Origin of the sequence: Opitutus sp. ER46, from assembly GCF_003054705.1 — a bacterium.
Lineage (GTDB): Bacteria > Verrucomicrobiota > Verrucomicrobiia > Opitutales > Opitutaceae > ER46.
In genome coordinates this window covers 141,410-162,035 of the sequence record NZ_QAYX01000022.1, presented here as the reverse complement: position 1 = coordinate 162,035, position 20,626 = coordinate 141,410, and the positions used below count along the sequence as shown (strand labels likewise).

The 20,626-nt window shown below is 66.2% G+C and carries 13 protein-coding genes; 2 read left to right on the top strand and 11 right to left on the bottom strand.

Features of this window, described 5'->3' with window-relative positions; all coding sequences use genetic code 11:
* Positions 1-3 precede the first annotated feature (3 nt).
* From DB354_RS11140 to DB354_RS11105, 8 genes are all read right to left on the bottom strand, one after another.
* Entirely contained in the window at positions 4-2,685 is a 2,682-nt protein-coding gene (locus DB354_RS11140) for a DEAD/DEAH box helicase (RefSeq protein ID WP_107835706.1), read from the bottom strand.
* 124 nt (positions 2,686-2,809) lie between these two features.
* Entirely contained in the window at positions 2,810-5,557 is a 2,748-nt protein-coding gene (locus tag DB354_RS11135) for an ATP-dependent DNA ligase (protein ID WP_107835705.1), read from the bottom strand.
* Between the two features lie 92 nt (positions 5,558-5,649).
* Complete coding sequence (locus tag DB354_RS11130; RefSeq protein ID WP_107835704.1) at positions 5,650-5,931, bottom strand: zinc ribbon domain-containing protein; 282 nt, start codon at positions 5,929-5,931, stop codon at positions 5,650-5,652.
* A complete protein-coding gene (locus DB354_RS11125; protein WP_107835703.1) occupies positions 5,924-7,072 on the bottom strand; it encodes an AI-2E family transporter in 1,149 nt (382 codons plus the stop codon). Before DB354_RS11125 ends, DB354_RS11130 begins: the two co-directional genes overlap by 8 nt.
* A 129-nt stretch (positions 7,073-7,201) precedes the next feature.
* Entirely contained in the window at positions 7,202-9,574 is a 2,373-nt protein-coding gene (locus tag DB354_RS11120) for an MMPL family transporter (RefSeq protein ID WP_107835702.1), read from the bottom strand.
* Between the two features lie 14 nt (positions 9,575-9,588).
* Entirely contained in the window at positions 9,589-10,581 is a 993-nt protein-coding gene (locus tag DB354_RS11115) for a YCF48-related protein (RefSeq protein WP_107835701.1), read from the bottom strand.
* A gap of 149 nt (positions 10,582-10,730) precedes the next feature.
* Positions 10,731-12,089 (bottom strand): DUF1329 domain-containing protein, encoded by a 1,359-nt coding sequence (locus tag DB354_RS11110; RefSeq protein WP_107835700.1) that lies wholly within the window; start codon positions 12,087-12,089, stop codon positions 10,731-10,733.
* A 92-nt stretch (positions 12,090-12,181) separates the two neighbouring features.
* Complete coding sequence (locus DB354_RS11105; protein WP_107835699.1) at positions 12,182-14,167, bottom strand: DUF1302 domain-containing protein; 1,986 nt, start codon at positions 14,165-14,167, stop codon at positions 12,182-12,184.
* 192 nt (positions 14,168-14,359) lie between these two features.
* Between DB354_RS11105 and uvrA the strand changes: the two genes are divergently transcribed.
* Entirely contained in the window at positions 14,360-17,296 is a 2,937-nt protein-coding gene (uvrA, locus tag DB354_RS11100; protein WP_107835698.1) for an excinuclease ABC subunit UvrA, read from the top strand.
* A 90-nt stretch (positions 17,297-17,386) separates the two neighbouring features.
* On the top strand, positions 17,387-18,307 hold the full coding sequence (locus DB354_RS11095; protein ID WP_107835697.1) for an alpha/beta hydrolase: 921 nt from the start codon (positions 17,387-17,389) through the stop codon (positions 18,305-18,307).
* Positions 18,308-18,319: 12 nt separating this feature from the next.
* Here the strand turns inward: DB354_RS11095 and ruvA are convergent, their stop codons facing one another.
* The 3 genes from ruvA to dapA all read right to left on the bottom strand — a co-directional run bounded on the left by ruvA (position 18,320) and on the right by dapA (position 20,608).
* Positions 18,320-18,919, bottom strand: a complete 600-nt coding sequence (gene ruvA, locus DB354_RS11090) for a Holliday junction branch migration protein RuvA (protein ID WP_107835696.1) — start codon at positions 18,917-18,919, stop codon at positions 18,320-18,322.
* Positions 18,920-18,983: 64 nt separating this feature from the next.
* A complete protein-coding gene (gene dapB, locus DB354_RS11085) occupies positions 18,984-19,715 on the bottom strand; it encodes a 4-hydroxy-tetrahydrodipicolinate reductase (protein ID WP_107835695.1) in 732 nt (243 codons plus the stop codon).
* Between the two features lie 8 nt (positions 19,716-19,723).
* Entirely contained in the window at positions 19,724-20,608 is an 885-nt protein-coding gene (gene dapA / locus DB354_RS11080; RefSeq protein ID WP_107835694.1) for a 4-hydroxy-tetrahydrodipicolinate synthase, read from the bottom strand.
* Positions 20,609-20,626 lie beyond the last annotated feature (18 nt).

Below are 20,626 nucleotides of genomic sequence, written 5' to 3'. Positions count from 1 at the left end.
GCGTTAGCCGGCACCCGTGCCATACATTTCGTGGTACAGCCGCTCGATCGTGGTCTCAGGGTCCTCAAGGGTCATGGTCTCTCTGATGCGGGAAACGTAGATGCCGAAAGAGAAGGGGCTGACCCGCGGCAACGTACGAAAGTCCCAGCGCAAATCGGCGACTTTTTCGAGGAAGGCAAGGGCGCGGGGCAGATCGAGAAATCGCAACGTCGCCTCGGCATAGGCCTCGACGAGCAGGGGGTGGTCGGGCTCGTGCCTCCGCAGCACTTCGAAGATGATCTCCGAACTCCATTGCAGCGCCCGTGCGCCCCGTTCCTGGCCCCGGACCCGACGGGGCACCATGAGACCCGTCTGGGCGACGCCGCGAAACTGCCACTTTACAAGGCTGCTCTCCGCCAACGCCGTGCGAAGGGCGGACTCGGCGTCCTCGCGCCGAAAGAGCGACCGCCACTCGTCGGGCGTCATCGCCTGGAAGGGCTTCAGCGTGAGGAGGAATCCATAGTCATCGATGGTGACGAGTGCATTGCCGCCCTTCGTCTCCTGGACCCGTTGCGCGATGATACGCGACACGGCGTCATTGGCCGAGCGACCGATGAGCGCGTGAAAGAAGTAGTGGATCAGCCCGCGATGGTCGTAACGCTCGATGAGAAACGTGGCGGCGGTGGGGATCGCGGAGACGCGCGCCTGGAGCGCGAAGTGCTCAACAAGAGCGCGGGCGTTGGCTGCGGAGAGGGCGTATTCCGACTGCAGCCAGTGCGCGGCCACGGCCGCGGCCGGCGGATCAGTCTGGTCGGGCGCCTGCGGGGCGGCGGCCGCAATCGAGTGGGACCGGGGAGTGGCTGGCGTCCCGGTGGTGAGGCGGGCGGCAAGCTCCGTGCGGAGCTGCACCACGGCGGCGGCAAGCCCCGAGGCGAGCGGCATTTTGTTCGCGTACCATCGGGGAACGGTCGGAACCGCGCTGTCCGCGGCAGCGACTTTGGCGGTGAGCAGGCGCGTTTCGAGAAGCCGGAGCGTGCGGCCGTTGAGAACAAAAACATCGCCGACGCGCAGGCCTTTGATGAAGGACTCCTCGACCTGACCGATCTTCCGCCGGCCAAGTTGCACCTGCACCATGCTCTCCGTGGCAATGGTGCCGACGTTCTGGAAGAACTCGCGGGCGACGCGGGGCGCGGGGAGCGTCAGTAGGCCCAAGGCGTCGACCCGGACCTTGCCGAAGAGAGCCTCGTAATTCGCCTCGAGCGCGGCGCCGCCGCCACGCAGATAGCGCAGCACGCGGTCGAAATCCGCCCGGGCCAGCGCGCGATACGGGTAGGTGCGGCGAAGAAAGGCGAACGCTTCCTCGGAGGTGACGCTGCCAAACACAGCGAGACTGACGAGCGTCTGCGCGAGCACATCCAGCGGGGCGTCGTGAATGCGTACGGGCTCGAGGGCGCGACCTTCCATCATCCGGGCGGTGACGGCGCACTCGGCCAGGTCGTTGATGTTGCTCGCGACGAGCACGCCGTGAGGGGATTCGCGCATCGAGTGACCGGAGCGGCCGATGCGCTGCAGGGCGCGGGCAACGCCCTTCGGCGCGGAGACCATCACGACGGTGTCGATGGATCCGATATCGATGCCCATCTCCAGTGACGTGGAACAGACGACCGCGCGGAGCTCGCCGCGCTTGAGGCGATCCTCGACCTCGAGCCGGACGCTGCGGTCAAGCGAGGCGTGGTGGACCTCAATCTGGTTCGTGAGTGCGGGCAGGAGTTGCTTCAGGCGCAGACCGATATGCTCGGCGCCGGAACGCGTATTGGTGAAGATGAGCGTGGTGCGTTTACTCCCCAGCAGCGTGCCCAGTTCCAGCAACACGCGGGACGCGGTGTAGCCGGCCGGTGGGTACGCGTGGTCGCGCAGGGGAGAAAACACTTCGATGCGCGCCCGCCGGCGCTCGGCGATCTCGATCAGGCGACAATCGCGCTCCGGGCCCACGAGGAACGCGGCCATGGTCTCGAGCGGGGTCACCGTGGCGGAGAGCCCGATGCGGACGAGGGCGTTTGGAGCGGCGTTGCCCGGCGGGCCGGGCCCATCGGTCGCGGCGCTAGATGCGGCGGTCGCCGCAATTTCGTGGAGGCGTTCGGCGGCGAGAACGGCCATGGTGCCGCGCTTGTTTTCCGCCAATGCATGCAGTTCGTCCGCGATGAAGAAACGAACCGTGCGGAACGCTGGCAGCCAGGACGGCTGGCTGAGCAGGATCGTCAGACTCTCCGGAGTGGTGACGAGAATGTGCGGCGGGTGCCGACGCTGCTGTGCGCGTTCCTTGACGGTGGTGTCCCCCGTCCGCGCGCCGACCCGCAGCCAGGACCAGCCGAGTTCATCGAGAGGCGACTGCAAATTCTTGCTGAGATCGTAAGCGAGGGCCCGAAGCGGAGAGACGTACACGGCGACGATCCCGTCCCGGGCTGCGCCTGCGTCGTGCGCTCGGGCGAGGTAGTCGAAGACGCCGAGAAACGCCGCGAGCGTCTTGCCGCTGCCCGTGGGCGAGGAAAGCAGGAGAGAACGCCTGGCGAGTACTTCGGGTACTGCCGCCAGCTGGGCCGGGGCAAACGCCCCAAATCGAGCGCGGAACCAGGTTGCGAGCTCGGGATGGAGCGCTCGCAAGAGCCACGGCGCATCGTGGGCAGGTTCCCGGACCCAAGTGAACATGGGCGGACCATACCTATTCCCGGCCGGCCGTCGACCCGGTCTCCACCCGACACACTCGACGTGTCGGCGCCTGGAATCGGAGCCCAGGCCATCGAATTCGCCCCCCCGGCAAGCGATGGCTAGGCTAGTGATTCGTTCCTTGCGAGGGAATCGACTGGGCAGCGGCGGCGAGCTTCCGACACGTGTCGAGGGTATCGATCTCGGCAGGGGTTTTGTCCGTGCGGATGCGAACAATCCGGGGAAAGCGGAGCGCAAAACCGCTCTGGTGCCGGTTGCTCGGCTGGATGGTGTCGAACGCGACCTCCAACACCGTGTCGGGCACCACCACGCGATAGCGGCCGCGTTCCTCCACCGTGTGCGCCAGAAAATGCTCGGTCATCGCCGCGATCTCCAGGTCCGTCAGTCCGGAGTACGCCTTGCCCACCGTCAGCAGCCGGTCGCTCGCGCCATCGCGGATCGCGAACGTGTAGTCGCTCAACACATCGCGTCGCTTGCCATGCCCGTACTCCACGCCCACCACCACCACGTCGAGGGTCGCGTATGCCTTCTTCAACTTCAGCCACGCGAGTCCCCGCCGCCCCGGCGCATAGGCGCTGCTTGGATCTTTCGCCATCAGGCCTTCGTTGCCTCGTTGCCGTGCCACCAGGAACGCCGCCTCGATATCCGCCGCCGTTTCCGCCTGGCGCGTCGGCGCCAGCACCAGCGGCGCCCCTGCCGGCACGCGGGCCAACAGTTGTTCGAGTTCCGCCCGCCGCTGCGCCAGCGGCTCGTTCAACAGCGCGCGGCCGCCAGCCCAGAGGAGATCGTAACACGAGATCGAGACCGGGATTTCCGCGCCGAGAAAGAAGTCGTCGCCCTTGCGCCCCAGCCGCTTCTGCAGCTCGGCAAAGGGCAACGCCCGTCCGTCGCGCCACGCCAGCAACTCGCCATCCACGATGAAGTCCCCCGGCACCTTTTCGACGCCCCGCACCAAGTCCGGGAACTGCTCCGTGATTCGCTTCAGGTCGCGCGAGTATAGCTCCGCACGATCCCCGGCCTTGTGCACCTGGCACCTGATCCCGTCGTACTTCTCTTCCAGCCACACCGGTGCGCCGAGTCGCGCCAGGATTGCCTCCGCCGTCGGCTCGGCGCTCGCCAGCATGAACTGCAGCGGGCGAAACACTCTCAACTCAATCGCGCCCAAGCGCCCCTCCCGCGCCGCGCGCGTCACTTCCGCGATGTCGCCAGCCAGCATATTTGCCTGTCGAATCGCTTCCGTCGGTTCGGCCGTCGCCGCCGCGATTGCTTCCTCCACCAGGCCCTCCTTCAGCCCGATGCGCAGATCACCGGTGACGATCTTCACCAGGTACTTCGCCTCCGCCGGTGTCATCACCGCCAGACACCGCTGCAGCCACTCCAGCTTCGCCACCGGTCCGCGCGTCGCCGCAATCTCCGCGAAGAGCTCCGCCACTGCCGCCAAGGTCGGGCTCGCCGCCGCGTGGGCCTGGCCCGGCCTCGCTCGCTGCAGCAGCGCCTCCGCCGCCTCGCCGGCGTCCGCGAAACGATGATACGCCGCCCGATAGTCGGCCTCACTCAGTCCCGCCACTTCGAGCACGGCACGCTTGATCACCGCCCAACCGAGCGTGAGCACGCGGCCGTCGGCTTGGGGAAACGCCCGGCCGGTCAGAAAGACCACGGCGGTCGCCGCGTCCGCCGCCGAGAGTTCCGTCAGGTACGCGCGCAGGATCTCCACCTTCTCCAGCTTGCGGGGCGTCGCACGGACCTGTTCGGCCACCGCCGCAAACCGCCCGAAACAGTTGGCCGCGCCCGGCTCGCAGGGGCTCGCCGGTGCCGCGGCGGCCGAGTCCGCATCAGTCCCGGCCGACGCCGGCCGCGCTTCGGTTCGTCCCGCCAACCCGAACTCAAGCTGGTTGTCTTCGCCGATCGCCCACGCCTCGACGCCGCGGTCGCGCAGCGTGCGGGCAAAATCCTGCGCGAACCCGTGCAGGGTGAACACCAGCTTCGGCTGCACCGCCTCCACAAAGCGCAGGAGATCGGGGTAGTCCGCGTGATCCGACAGCGGAAACATCGCGTCACATCGATACTGATACTTTGCGCCCGGATCCATCGCCCAGCCCGTAACCATCGCGGTGCGCCGCGGCCCGAGCTGCCGGAGGAACGTGCTGTCGGGCGCCTGCGGTGGACAGATGACCACATGCCCTGTCGCGGGTCCGGTCCCGACCCCGCGGTACACGGGGAACGTCATGCCGAGTTCCTCGTAGATTCGCGTCAACCGCAGCGTCTGCGGGTGGAGCAGAATCGGCAGCCGCGCCTCCGCCAGGCCGCTCAGCAGTTCCTGGCTTTTGCCGAGGCTATAGCCAAACAACACGGGGACCTCTCCGTCATCGAGGCACGCATGGCAGAACGCCGCGATGTCCCGCAGCACCTGGACCGTGGGCGGAAACACGTAGTGCGGTCGGCCGAACGTCGTCTCCATCACGAGCACGTCCGCCCGAGGTGTCGCGCACGCTTCCGCCGAGCGCCCCTGGCGTAGCTTGAAATCTCCCGTGTAGAGCAAACGACCGTGCTGCTGGTGCAGGAGCAGCGCCTGTGCCGACCCGAAGATATGGCCGGCGGGATAGAGCGTGACGTCGCAGTCGGGCGTCAGGCGCTCGCCCTGTCCAAACGGCAGGACGTGCTCCACGCGTTCCCCGGGCATCCGCGCTTGCATGAGGCGCGAGGTGCCGGCTGAGCAGAGAATCTCGCCGTGCGGGGCGATATGATCGGAGTGCGCGTGGGAGACAAAGGACCGTGGCTTGGGGAAATGCGCATCCAGCCACCAGTCGATCTGGGGGAGCCAGACACCCGCGCGAAACTCAACCTGCCAGGGCATGCGTCAGAAAGACCGCAAGCATTCGGAAAGTGCCGGCCGGCGCAACCAGTCGGAGGGAATCGCGTTCAGCTCCGACCACACCGCGGGCCGCATCACCGCAGCGCCCCAAGCCACCAGAGGAGCAATCCCACCAGCAGCGCAGCGGCAACCGCCCACCAGTACCAGGGCAGCCCATTGACCCGGGTGGATCGTCGCCGCGGGGCCGGGGTGTTCTCGTCGGCATAGGCGGACTCCGGCAGGTCGAGACCGTCGTAGATCGAGCTGTCCCGCCATCCCGTGCGTTCGTCGGCGCCACACTCGGGACACGCCTTGGCTCCGCGGGGGATGCGTGCGCCGCAATTGGCGCATTCGTCGGGCGCAGGCAGCTCAGGCATCGGCGCGGAAATACTTGCGCTTGGCCAGGCGCCACGCCGTCACGAAGAACGCCGTCAGCGGCACCGCGAGCAGCATGCCGAGCACGCCGTGAAACGCCGTGCCCCAGAAGAAGACGGCGAAAATGATCGCAGCCGGGTGCAGCCCGGTCTGATCCCCCATGATCTTCGGCGTCAGCACCCAGCTCTCGATCGCCTGGACGATCAGTGTCACCCCGATCACCCAACCCACCAGTTGCAGGCCACCGTCCGGCTGGAAGAAGGCAAGCGGCAGCGTCGTCGCCAGGCCGAGGATGGTACCGAGGTAGGGGATGATGTTGAGGAAGCCGAGCGCGAGGCCGATGAAGAGGCCGAACTTCAATCCGACAATCGTGAAGCCCGCGGCATAGAGCAGCCCCATGCAGAGCCCAATCAGCAGCTGCCCGCGGAAGAACGACTCGATGATGCCGACAAACTCGTTTGCCAGGAACACCACATCGTCGCGCACGCTCGGCCGCAGGAAGGGCAGGTGGCTGCCGAGATGCTGGGTCGGCTCCCCGCGCATCAGCAGGAAGAAGAACAGGTACACCGGAATGATGACCACGTGGGTGAGGAACCCGACCACGTTGAGCAGTCCGCCAAAGGCCATGCGCAGCGACGGTACGGTTTGCGCCAGCAGCGCCTTCGTCTCCGTGCCGATCATCTCCGAGATGCTCGGCAGCCCGCGCCGTTCCAGCTGGCCACGCACGGTTTCCATCCACGCGGGATAGTGCTGCTGGACGTACGTCGTGACGTTCTCCCAGAGCGTCGGCACGTACGCGATGAACTCGAGGGTCTGGTCGATCAGCGGAGGAAGGATGAGCAGCAGGGCACCGGAGATCAGGAGCAGGACCGCGCCATAGAGGAGGATGACGGCCGCCAGCCGCCGCAGTCGCATCCGCCGTTCGAGCCAGTCGACCACCGGCCGCAGGATCAGCGCGAGCACTCCGGCCACCGCGAGGGGCCAGATCACCGATGAGAAGAATCCAAGCAGCGCGCCGAATCCGGCGAACGCCGCCACGATGAGCGCCAGCGACGCGAACAGGGCCAGCAACGTGAGCGCAAACCCGACAATGCGGCGCTGAGTCTCCGAGAGGAGTGGGGCGGCGGTGGGATCAGCAGGCATGAGAGGCGCGGGTGGGAGACAGCAGACAGGGAATCTTCCCTGGGGCAAGTTCGCGAATGAGCGCCGGTTGGGTTCTTCCGCCACCAGTGGGGCGGCAGGCACGCGCGGGGTGCCCACGCACGCCGATCCTCAGCCGCCGTTTCCGACTCCAGCATCTCCGCTCTTGCGCATTGGGAAAGGCACGGCCGTGTGTCCGGTGTGGTGGCGCCAGAACCAGCGCGCGATCGCGGGCATCAGGACAATCGCGCCGACCATGTTCACGAGGAACATGAACGTGAGGAGCAGGCCCATGTCGGCCTGGAACTTGAGATTGGAGAAGAGCCAGCTGCTCACGCCGATCGCCAGGGTCAGGCCGGTAAACACGACCGCCGTCCCGGCATCCTTCAACGCCGTCACGGTTGCGTCCTCGAAATACTCGCCCGCCTTCAACGAGGCCTGGAGCCGCGCGAAGATGTAGATGCCGTAGTCGACGCCGATGCCGATACCCAGCGCCAGCATCGGGAGCGTCGAGGTCTTCAGCCCGATGTTGAGGTAAGCCATCAGCGCGTAGGCCAGGAAGCTCACGATCACGAGGGGAGTGACGATGCACAGCGCCGCGCGGAGCGAGCGGAACGTGAGGAGGCAAAGCACCACGACAGCCCCGAACACCCAATACAGAATCGGTCGTTCCGCGGCCGCGACGACCTCGTTGGTCGCGGCCATCACGCCGGCATTTCCGCTCGCGAGCACGAACTTCGCCTTGGCTCCGGAATGGTCCGCCTGAAACGCCTTCACGGCGTCGGTCACCGCACGCAGCGTCTCGGCCTTGTGGTCGCGGAGGAAGATCATGATGGGCAGCACGCTGCCGTCGGAATTGAGCAAGCCGGTCGAGGTCTCGACCGGTGAAACCGCCTGGGCCAGGGCCTGTTCGTTGCGCGGCAGGACCCGCCACTTGAGCGAGCCCTCGCTATAGCCGGCGTTCACGGTCTTGGCGACGGAGGCAATCGATATCACCGACTGCACGCCATCGAGGGCGCGGATCCGGCCCTCGAACTGGTCCATCAAGGTCATCACCTCGTGGTCAACGCAACCGTTCGGCACGGTTTCCACCATCACCTGGAGGATATCCACGCCGATGCTGAACTTCGACGTGATGAGCGCGGTGTCCCGGTTGTACCGGGAGTCTGGCTTCAGCTCCGGCACGCCGACCTGCGTGTCGCCGATGCGAACGTCCTCCGCCTTCGAAAGTCCCCAAAGGCCGAGCGCAAGCGCGACCACGATGATGAGCAGCGACGGCCGCGGCTTCATCTTGTGGGCGAGTTGCTCGCACAAGCGGTCGCCCCAGGCGCGCTGCCCGGCGACCCAACGGGCGTACGATTCCGGCAGCCGCAGGTAGGAGAGCATCAGCGGCAGCAGATAGAAGTTGGTGATGATGATGACGCTCACGCCCAGGCTCGCGGTGATCGCGAGTTCGCGGATCGTCTGGATCTTGATCACGAGCATCGTGGCGAAGCCGACGATGTCGGTGCAGAGCGCGACGATGCCCGGAAGAATCAACTGCATGAACGCGGCCCGGGCGGCGGTCGGGCCGTCGCTGCCCTTGAACATCTCGTTGCGGAACGTGCAGATCTTCTGCACCCCGTGGCTGACACCAATCGCGAACACCAGGAACGGCACGAGAATGGAGAACGTGTCGATGCCATAGCCCAGCGCGGTGAGGGCGCCAAGTTGCCATACGACCGCCACCAATGAGGCCACGATCGGGGCCGCCGCGAGCTTCCACCGGCCGGCATAGCGCCAGACCAGGAGGGCGGTGACGACCACGGCGACGCCGAACAGGACCATCACGCCGTAGGCGCCCTCGGTGACGTCACCGATCACCTTCGCGAACCCGATGATGTGTACCTCGATCTCGCCGTGCGTGTCGGCGGCAATGCGGTCGCGGATACGCTCCAGCCCGCGCGCCACCTTAACGTAGTCGACCTTCTCACCCGTGTTGGGGTCGATCTCGAGCACGGGGGCACTGACGATCGCGCCGGTAAAGTCATTGGCCACAAGCTGACCGAGCTTGCCCGATTTGATGATGTTCTCTCGCACCGTGGCGAAGTTTGCCGGCGTCGGCGTGAAATCGCCCGGGATGACGTTGCCGCCCGTGAAACCATCCTCGACGACCTCAATATACCGGACGTTCGGCGTAAACAACGACTGGACCTGCGCGCGGTCGATGCTCGGCAGGAACGTGACCTCGTCGGTGGCACGCTTCAGTTCCCGGAAGAACTGCTCGTTGAACATGTCTCCGCGCTTCGCGACCAGGGCGACGAGCACGCGATTGGCGCCGCCAAAGGTGCCCTGGTGCTTGGTGAAGGTCTGGATGTAGGGATGTTCGCGGGGGAGCGACTTGTTGAAGCTGGCGTCAACGCGAACGTTGACGGCGAAGTACGCCATCACCGCCGTGAGCGCGGCAAACACCGCGATGAGCGGCGTGCGCCAGCGGAACATCCAAGTTGTGAATCTCTCGAGCATGAAAGGAGCGGGCTTCAGCGTTGCGGGTGGGCCGACGTCGGGGCGCCAGCGGGCGTGATGGCCGATTGAATCTGCGCAGCCTCGAGACGGATCGCACCCGCTTCGCCCACAGCAAGCAGCGCCTCGCCGGGTAGCAGGAGAAGCTCGGCAATGCCGGTGGCTACGCCGACGTCGCGTCGACTGAACTCGCCGCCGGCTCCGGTTGCCACCACCAGGCCGCGGGCCCCGCCGGCGAGCAGGATCGCGCCGGAAGTGGTTTGCACGCCCGTCGCCAGCAGCACCGGCTCTGGCGTCGTCACCAACTGCCAGGTACCACCGTCGTCCTCCGAGCGATACACGCGCCCGCGCAACCCGTAGGCCAGGATTCTCCGCTCACCGAGCGGCAGGATACCGTAGAACGAGCCGTCGTACGGGGTCGGGATCGGCGACCAAGTTGTCCCGCGATCGGTGGAACGCAGCAAGGTGCCATGTTCGCCCGCCAGATAAAGCGTCCCGGTCGGTCCGCGGGTCAGGTGGTTGAGATGGTAGTCGTCTTCGAGAATCCGCTGGCGCGTCCACGTGCGTCCCGCATCGGTCGTCTTCAGGCACAGGCCGTACGCGCCGACCGCGATGACGTGCGTCGCGTCGAGAGCCAGCACGTCGAGAAACGAGTCGCTGAGGTTCTCGCCCTGCCACTGGCGGGTCCAGCTGACCCCGCCGTCAGTGGTGGCGAGAATGATCGCGTCATGTCCGACCGCCCAGCCATGCTGTGCGTCGCCGAAACTGACGCCGGTGAGCGCGGCCGCCGATGGGTTCTGCGCCGTGACCCAAGTCCGGGCCTGGTCAACCGAGCGCAGGATGGTGCCACGCTCCCCGACAGCCACGATGGCCTCACCGGCCTGGGTGGCGTCCAGCAGCAACGTGCGGGAGGCAACGGGCAACGCCTGGACTCCGGGAGCAAGAAGGGAAAGGAGGAGGAGGGGGAGGATGCGCGTGCAGCGCATGACGAGCGGAGCTGGTGACCTCATCGGCTGATCAGAAAAGGGCAAAACGGGCGCGTCCGGCAACAACGCAGAATGGCCGGCATCAATGCAGCCGGTTGGACAAAACGGCGCCGGGGGTGAACCCGGCGCCGATCTCGCCGCGCACAAGCGGATGCGCGGCCGGGTGGAGATGCTTAGCGAACGCCTTCGCGCCGGAGCGACTCCGGCGTGTAGTCGGAAGGCGCCCGTTTCAGCGTGAAGTCGTACATCGCGTTTTCGTTGTCGAGGCCGAGGGCGAGGTACCGGTTGTTCTGCAGGTCGTGAATGACCTCGAGCGTGCTCCAGAACGTCGGCGCATCGTAATAATTGATACAGTGGGCCTCGGAGGGACGCCACATCTGCCCGCGACCGTCGTAATGGTCGGCGGCCAGGATCTGCCAGCTGTCCTCATCGATGTAGAAGGTCCGACGCGAATAGAGGTGGGAGACACCCGGCTTCAGGGTCGCATCGACCACCCAGACACGGTGCAGCTCGTAACGCGCGAGGTCCTGGTTGATGTGCAGCGGCTTGAGGATCTCCGAGGCTTTCAAACCCTTGGCATGGAGCTTGTAGGAGTTGTACGGGACCAACATTTCCTTCTTTCCGAGGAGCTTCCATTCGTAGCGATCAGGGGCGCCGGAAAAGAAGTCGAACTGGTCGGTGGTGCGCTGGCCGTCGGCATTGGTGCCGGGATTGTCGTAGGCGACGTTCGGTGCGCGCGTCACGCGGCGCCGGCCCGCGTTGTACTGCCAGGCCCGACGCGGCTCCTTCACCTGATTGAGGCTGTCCCAGACCACCAGGATGGTGCCGGCGAGGCGGGCGGGGGCGAGAGTCGCCTGCTTGAAGTAGACGAGCACGTTGCCCTCATCGAGTTCCTTCACGGTGATGTCCGGGCGCGAGTAGTTGTAGAGGAACTCGTCCTCGAACTTCACGATCTGGTAACCGCCGCCGCGCTCCACGGCGGCCTGGTCGATGTAGCGCACGGCCGCGTAGCCGCGGAAGCGGGTCAGGAAGTTCCAGACGACTTCGATGCCGCTCTGGGGAATCGGAAACGGCACGCCAATGGTGGCGTTGCTGATGCCGTTGCCGTTGGCGACGATCTGCCCCGTCGTGGCGTTGGCCCGGGTGGCGTCATAGATGCGCTGCGGATACGAGGCGCTGCGTCGCGTCGGATACACCACCATCTTGTAGGTCGGGTACGCCTTGAGCAGCGCCTGATGACCGGCAGTCAACTGCTCGGCGTGCTCGGCCATGTTGGCGGCCGTGATCGTATAGAGAGGCTGGTCGGCCGCAAACGGATCGGGGTGGTGGTCACCCGGCTTGTAACCGGCCGGCGGGGTCATGATGCCGCCATTCCAGGCGGGGATGGTGCCGGCAGCATTTCCGGCGGCCTCAGCTCCCATCGGAGTGAGGTCTTTGCCAAGGCGGGCGGCCTCGGCCTCGGAGACGGCGGCCCGGGTGGCAGACGCCGCGACGGCGGCGCACGACAGGACGAACAGGAGGCGGATTTTCATCGTGAAGGGGAAGCAAATGGGCGGCGGTCTTGCCGACGCCCGGGGAAAATGGGGGAGGCGGCCGCAAGACGACCGCCGGTTGGAGGGGAGGTTTAGAACGAGTATTTCACCGTGGTGGTGAAGAAATCCCGGTCGGCCATCAGATTGTATTTACCAGCACCGAAGAAGTTGACGTACCGCAGCTCAACCGAGAGCGCGTTGCGGTAGCTGAACTCGACGCCGACGGTCACGCTCTTGCGGTCCTGGAGGAAGTTGCCGAGCGGGAGGGGGGTATTGCCGCGCACATCATGGGTGAAGGCGACGGACGGCAGCGTGGTGATGTTCGGCAGCAGGCCCGAATACTCAAGCCGCCCGAGCACCGCGTAACCCCAGGAGAACTTGTCGGCAAACGCGCTCGCGGGCGTGGCCGCATATTGCGCAAAGCCGGTGTTGTCCATTGCGGTCTGGCTGCCCGAGGTAAAGGTGCCGGAGGAGTCGTACCGGAGCACGTCCTTCGAGGGAAGGTTGACCCAGACGCCGCCGACTTCACCGAGCAGGGTGAACTGCTGGGAGCCGAGCATTGGGCCGAAGACCTTCGTCAGCGTGGTCTGCGCAGTCCACACGTTATGGCGGCGATAGCCGGAGATCTCCCGGTTGTACTGGCCGAGATAGCTTCCGATTTGATTACTCGCGCCGAACTTCGGCGAGAGGCTCGAGAGCGCGGCGAACAGGAGTTCGACGTCGTCGACCTGCAGGGGCACATCCTCCTTGAGGCCAACTTCACCCTGCCAGGAGATGCCGGTGGTGCCGATCGAGGTGTTGAAGCTGGCACCGTACATGTAGATGTCCTCCGGATACTCCGCAAAATAGCGGGCGGCGCCGGCAGCGGTCAGCAGGCCGACCTTGCCCGCGTTGGCCGCGATGGTGGCGGCGGCGGGATAGAACGGCTGCAGGTTGGCCGGCAGCGCGCTCGCCGGGACGCCCGTAAGGGCGGCACCGAGCAATGTCTGGACGGCTCCCGGCACGGAGGTCGGCGGGAGGCCGGCGTTGACCAGAGCCGGCGCCAAGGTGCCCTGCGCGATCGAAACCGCCGTGGACTGAACCAGCGCCGAGCTGATGCCGGCCGTGGGCGTGAACGCGCTCAGGATCGGCGAGCGGCTGGAGTATCGCGCATAATAAAGCCCGAACTCGGTGTCCTGGATCTGTGGCACCATCGCGCGCACCGCGACGCCCCACTGACCATAGTTTTGCGCGTCGCGGTCCCGGTCACGCGGGATGCCGCCGATCGTGCTGTAGCGGTCCGCGATGCTGCCGAAGCCGAGCCACACCGTGTTTCCGCCGCGCGTGGCGACATCGTTGGTCGAGAAGAAGGTGCCGGCCGGCTCGAGTTCATTGCGGCGAAACTCGAGCAGCACGAAGGGCTCGACCGTGATGTTCGACGTCAGCCCCACCGAGGCCTTGATCATATTCACGGGCAGGAGCGCCTCCTTGATCTCGGAACCCGGCGTGCGGAGCTTCGAGAGGTCCGCGGGGTTGACGATATTGAGACCGTTCGGGATGAAGGTGCTCTCGCCGAGACTCAGGACCTGGCGGCCGACGCGCAATTCGACTGGTGCGGAGTTCTGTAGCTCGAACGTCGTGCGCACATACATGTCGAGCAGCTGGCCGCCGTGCACGACGCGATCCTTCGCCAGATCGCTCAGCTTCGTCCGGTCGGTGTCGTCCGCCTTGAAGTCGTAGAACCAGTAGCCGCGGACGAGTCCGCCGAAATTCCGATACTTGAATTCGAGGTCGTGCGAGCCCTTGACCAGGGCGGAGGCAAGACCGCGGCCATAGTTCAGGTTGCCATCGTCCGCATTGACCGAGTTCTGCAGGCCGGGGACACCGTTGTAGGTGGCCGAGATGCCGTAGTAATCTGCACTCGGGTCGTACAGTCGATACATCGCGCCGAACGAGAGCGTGCTGTCGAAGTTGCCCTTCAACTCGCCCGCCGAAAACGGCACGGCTTGGACGGGATTGGCCAGAGTGGCCAGGCCGCACAACGCGAGCGCCACCGCACCAACGCGGCCGCGAAACGAAAACATCCGTAGGGATTGCATAATTAGGCAAAGGTCCTCAGCGGACCCTGTCGAATTGGGTTAGTAAGTAGCTGGACAGACTTACACTAGCGGCCGGGAGAAAAGACACCCCGCCGGCCTCCGCCAAGGGTAAATCCCCTGCAGCCAACCATAGGCAAAAACACTGATGCAGCTTTGACCGGCGCCTAATTTCGTCGAGACTCCGGGTCATACATGCAGGTCGCGACCACCATCCACGTTAAAGGCGCACGGGAGCACAACTTAAAGAACCTGGAGCTGCGGATTCCGCGCGGCAAACTCGTCGTTATCACCGGTCCGAGCGGCTCGGGGAAGTCGTCGCTTGCGTTCGATACCATCTACGCGGAGGGCTACCGGAAATACATCGAATCGCTGAGCACGCAGGCCCGCCAGGTGCTCGATCAGCTCAAGCGCCCCGACGTCGATTTCATACACGGCCTGTCGCCGGTGCTCGCGATCGAGCAGCGCACCGGAGCTGGCGGCCCGCGCACCACGATCGCCACTGCGACGGAGATTGCCGATTACGCCCAGCTCCTGTGGGCGCTCGCTGGCGAACAGTATTGTCCCAAGGACGGCGGCCGGATCATTCAACGTTCCCTCGACGACAATGTGCAGCGGGTGCTCGCCGAATGTGCGGGCTGCCGGGTGATGCTGTTGGCGCCCTTCATGCGCGCAAAACCCAGCGTGCTGCGCGATGAACTGCCCCGCCTGCGCCAGCGCGGCTTTCAGCGCGTGCGTCTCAACGGCGAGATCAAGACCCTCGACGACCCGAAAATTCTCCCGGTAGGCGTGGGGACGAGGGAGATTGCGGTCGACCTGGTGGTCGACCGGCTGGTCGCGTCCGTCGACCAACGCAGCCGTCTCGCAGACTCGCTCGAGCTCGCGTTTCGCGAGGGCAAGGACCGCGCCATCGTCCTCGCGCAACGCACGGCGGACGAGCCCTGGCGCGAGTTGCTGCTCAGTGAATCGCTCGCGTGCGAGATTTGCGGCGACGTTTTCGACAAGCTCACGCCGCGACACTTCTCCTTCAGCCATCGTGAGGGCGCCTGCCCGTCCTGCGACGGCATTGGCCGCAAGCTGAAATTTGTCCCGGAGTTGATCGTGCCCGACCCGGAGAAGAGTGTGCGTGAGGGCGCGATCAAGCCGTGGCGGATCGGCGGGAAAAATCTCATCATCAAGCACAATGCCCTGCTGAAGCAGCTGGCTGAGCAACTGCCCTTCGATGCCGACGTGCCGTGGCGCAAGCTGCCCGAGGAGACGCGCCGCGTCCTGCTCGTCGGCGCGGGAGACCGGCAGTTTGCCTTCAAGCTGCGGCGCATGCGCGAGGCCAAGGCCATGCCTTTCGCCGGCGTCATTGCGGACCTCGAAGAAAGTTTCCGGCACACGGATAGTGAGGGCTTCCGCGCGCGGCTGACCGCCTACATGATCAGCGGCGATTGCCCGGAGTGTCACGGCTCGCGGCTCAACGCGCGCAGCGGCGCCGTCCTCATCCGCGATCAGCCCGTGCCGGAAACCGCCCCGGCGGCCAACGCGGTCGCGCCCGGACAGCCCGCCGCGCCGCTGCCGCCGGCCCTCACATTCCCGCAGTTCATGGCCCTTGACGTGGAGACCGCGCACGGTTTCGCGCGCCGCCTGGTGGCCGCGCATGGCAACAACGACGCGTTGCGCGATGTGGTGACCGGCATCGAGCAACGCCTCCACTTTCTGCTCGAGACCGGCCTTGGCTACCTGACGCTGGAACGCGACTATGGCACGCTCTCGGGCGGCGAGGCCCAGCGCGTGCGGCTGGCCACCCAACTCGGCATGGGCCTGGTCGGTGTCATCTATGTCTTGGATGAGCCGAGCATCGGCCTGCATCCGCACGACAACCAGAAACTCCTCGAGACGCTCGTCGCGCTCCGCGATCGCGGGAACACCGTGCTCGTGGTGGAGCACGACGAGGACACCATGCGCGCGGCCGACGAACTCATCGAACTCGGGCCCGAGGCCGGCATCGAGGGCGGGTACCTGCTGTTCCAGGGCACTCCGGACGCCTGCATGCAGCTCCCGCTCAAAGCCTCGCGGACTGGGCCCTATCTCGCGCGCAAAATGTCGGTGGTTCGCGACACCAAGGTGAAGCCGCCCGACGGCGCGTGGCTGACCGTGCGGGAGGCGCGCGCGAACAACCTCAAGGGCATCGACGTGAAGTTCCCCGTCGGATTGCTGACGTGCGTCACCGGCGTCAGCGGCTCGGGCAAGAGCACGCTCGTGCTGGACATCCTGGCCGCCGCCGCCGCCCGCAAACTGAATGGCGCCCGCGCCATTCCGGCGCCCCATCGCCAAATCGAGAACCTCGATTTCTTCGAGAAGCTCGTGCAGGTCGACCAGGAGCCGATCGGCCGCAGCCCGCGCTCCAACCCGGCGAGCTATGTCGATCTGCTGCCGCTGCTGCGCGACCTCTACGCCCAGGCTCCGCTCGCCAAGGTGCGCGGCTACAAGGCGAGCCGGTTCTCGTTCAACGTCCGCGGCGGTCGCTGCGAGCGGTGCCAGGGCGATGGCGTGATCAAGCTCGACATGCAGTTCATGCCCGACGCCTACGCGCCGTGCCCGAGCTGCGGCGGGCGGCGCTTCAATCGTGAGACCCTGGAGATTCTGTTCCACGGTCGCTCCATCGCGGACGTCCTGGACATGACCGTGCGCGAGGCGATTCAGCTCTTCCGCAACATCCCGCGCGTCATCGACAAGCTCGAGACGCTCGAGGCGGTCGGACTCGGCTACCTCACGTTGGGGCAGTCCGCCACGACGCTTTCGGGCGGCGAGGCCCAACGCATTAAGCTGTCGCTTGAGCTCAGCAAGCGGCAGCAGGGATCGACGCTCTACATCCTCGACGAACCGACCACCGGGCTGCACTGGACCGATATCCAGAAGCTGATGGACCTGCTGTTCAAACTCCGCGACGCCGGCAACACGGTGATCATCATCGAGCACAACCTCGACGTGATCAACCTGGCCGACTGGTTGATCGATCTGGGCCCGGGCGGCGGTCGCCACGGCGGCCAGTTGATCTACGCGGGGTCGCGGGCCGACATCGAAACCGAGCCCGGCTCGCTGACGGGCGAGGCGCTGCGCCGGTGGGCGGCGGCGGGAAAGTAGGGGAGTCGCGCCGCCGGTCTGACTGTTAGCCGCCCGGGCGATTGCGGTGCGCCACCCCACCCACAGAATTCAAACCCAATTCCGCCCCGCATGCACCTCAGCCCCCGTCTCGTGCTCTGCCTCGCGCTGGCGCTCGTCGCGCCGCTGCTGTCGCGCGCCGCCCCGCCCATCATCGATCTCTGGCCGGAGGGAGTCCCGGGGCTGAAGCCGGACGCCGGTCCCGAACGGGAGGAGAATGGACGTTTTCTGAACATCCATCATCCGACCCTCACCGTTTTTGCCCCGCCGCCGGGAAAGGCGAATGGCACGGCGGTGATCTATGCCCCGGGTGGGGGATATGTACGCGTGGCGGCGGGCCTCAACGGTGGCGAGCTCACGACCTGGCTGAACTCACTCGGCGTGACCGTGTTCATGCTCAAGTATCGCAACGCTGAGTACGGGCACCCCGCGCCGCTGCAGGATGCATTGCGCGCGGTGCGGATGGTGCGGTCGCGCGCCGCGGAATTTGGCGTGAAGCCGGACCGGATCGGGATGCTCGGCGGTTCCGCCGGCGGCCATCTCACGGCCTGTGCCGGAACCCTCGCCGACGCGCCGGAGGGCCGCACCGGCGCGGCGCTCGACCCGGTGAACGGCCGCCCCGACTTCATGATTCTGGTGTTCCCGGTGATTTCCATGCAGCCGCCGTACGGCCATGCGGCCTCGATTCGCGCGCTGCTGGGGGACAATCCATCGCCGGAGCTGCGGCACCACCTTTCCGTCGACGCGCAGGTCACCGCGCAGACACCGCCGACATTTCTCGTGCACTCCACCGAGGACCGGACCGTGGTCGTCGAAAACAGCCTGCTGTTCTTCCAGGCGATGCGCCGGGCCAACCGCCCCATCGAGATGCACCTGTATCCGAAGGGGCCGCACGGAGCGGGCATGGATCCGAAGCTCGGCCCGACCGCCGACTGGCCCAAGCTGTGCGAGGCCTGGATGCGCTTCAACGGCTGGTTGCCATCCCGGAACTGACCAGCGCGGACGTCAGGCCAGCGCCCTCTTGATCAACGCTTCGGTCGTGGCCGTCGCGCCCAACGCCAAAGCGGCGCGGCGCACGGCCTGATCGGCATCCGCGGCTTTGTAGCCGAGCGCGATCAGCGCGGCCACGGCGTCGCGATGCGCGCTCGGTCCCGCCTCTGCGGCCGCCTCGTGCTCGCCCAGGGCCACCGGCGTGTCGGCGGCGCCGAGCTTCGCCTTGAGTTCCACGACCAGCCGTTCCGCCGTCTTCTTGCCGATGCCCGGGCATTTCGAAAGCGTCGCAATGTCGCCGAGCCGGATCGCGCTCTCCAGGGAGGGCAGGGAGAGCCGGCTCATGATCGTCAGCGCGAGCTTGGGGCCGACTCCCGTCACGTTCTCGATCAACAGCCGGAAAAAATCGCGTTCGGCCGGAGTGGCAAATCCGTACAGCGTCTGCGCGTCCTCCCGGTAGATCACGAGCGTGTGCAGCTTCACCGTCGTCCCCGTGGCCGGCAGCTTCTCGGCGGTGGTCACCGGGATGTGCACCTCGTACTCGAACCCGTTCAAGGCGACGATCGCACGCAACGGCGTCGCGGCCGTCAGGGTTCCCTGGATGGAGGTGATCATGGCGGAAGTACCGACGACCGCGGCGAGGGGGGCGAGGAGAAAAGCGCCCCGCGTCTCGGTCGGCTCACTTCAGTCCGAGCACATCCTGCATGTCGTACACGCCAGCCGGCTGGTTCACGATCCACCGTGCCGCCCGCAGTGCGCCTTGGGCAAAGATCGCACGGTCACTCGCCTTGTGCGTGAGCTCGAGGCGTTCGCCCAGCGCCGCAAAGATCACCGTGTGGTCGCCCACGACGTCGCCGCCGCGCAGCGAATGGATGCCGACCTCGGCGGAAGTACGCTCGCCTGTGATGCCGTTGCGGCCGTGGCGCAGCGCTTCCGCCCCCAGCTTGCGTTCCTCGAGGATGATCTCGAGCAGGCGGGCGGCGGTGCCGCTCGGCGCGTCCTTTTTGAAGCGGTGGTGCATCTCGACGACCTCCGCGTCATACGTCGCCCCCAGCACGGCTGTCGCCCGGCGCGTGAGCGCGAAGAGCAGATTCACACCGACGGAGTAATTACCGGCCCACACGCAGGGGACCTGCGCGGCCAGCTTGAGCAGCTGCGCCTTGGCCTCCGGCGCATGGCCGGTGGTGCCGATGACGACCGGCTTCCGCTCGGCGATGGCCAGCTCGAGGAGCTGGCGCGTCGCCAGATGCGAACTGAAGTCCACCGTGACGTCGGCGCGGTCCATCGCCGCGGCGAGGTCATCGCCGGCATCAGCAGTCGCGGCCACCGTCAGGTTGAACTCCTGCGCGGCCTGGAGCAGCGCGTGGCCCATCCGGCCCTTGGCGCCGTTGATCAGCAGAGTGGGGGACATGGTGGAGATCAGCGCAGCTTCGCGAGCGCCTGGGTGAGCAGCTTCGCGTTCGCGTCCGCCATGCCACAGAGCGGCAGGCGGACCTCGGGCGAACTGATGATGCCGGCGCGGGCCAGGGCGGCCTTGATCGGCACCGGGTTGGGTTCGAGGAAGAGCGCCTTGAAAACCGGATACAGGCGCCGGTGGAGCTTCGTGGCCTGCGCGAAATCATTCCCCAGCGCCGCCTGCACCATCTTGCCCACCTCACGCGGGAAGAGATTCGACGCGACGCTGATCACGCCTTCGGCGCCGACGGAGAGGAAGGGCAGCGTGAGCGAGTCGTCGCCGCTCAGGACCGTCATGTCCGAACCAAGCGCCTGCTTGATCTGGTCAACCCGGTCGACGCTGCCGCCGGCCTCCTTGATCCAGGCGACGTGGCGGTACTTGGCGCGGAGGCGCTCCAGCACGCCCACGCTGATCTCGATGCCGCAGCGGCCCGGGATGGAGTAGAGGATAAGCGGCTTGTCGGTCTCCTCGGCGACCTGCGCGAAATGCTGATACAGCCCCTCCTGGCTCGGCTTGTTGTAGTAGGGGGCGACGAGCAGCATCGCGTCCGCGCCCGCTTCGTCGGCGAGACGCGTCAACTCGATGGCCTCGCGCGTGGAATTTGAGCCCGTCCCGGCGATGACCGGCACCCGGCCACGCGCCTGCTCAACCACGAAACGAATCACGTCGATGTGCTCGTTGTAACCCAAGGTCGGCGATTCGCCGGTCGTGCCCACCGGCACCAGACCATTGATCCCACCTTTGATCTGATGCGCCACCAGTTTCTTCAGGTCTTCGTAAGCAACATCGCCGTCGGAAAACGGCGTCACAAGGGCGGTAATCGTGCCAGTGAGCGGGCGGAGTTTCATGGAAGGCGGGCAATGAAG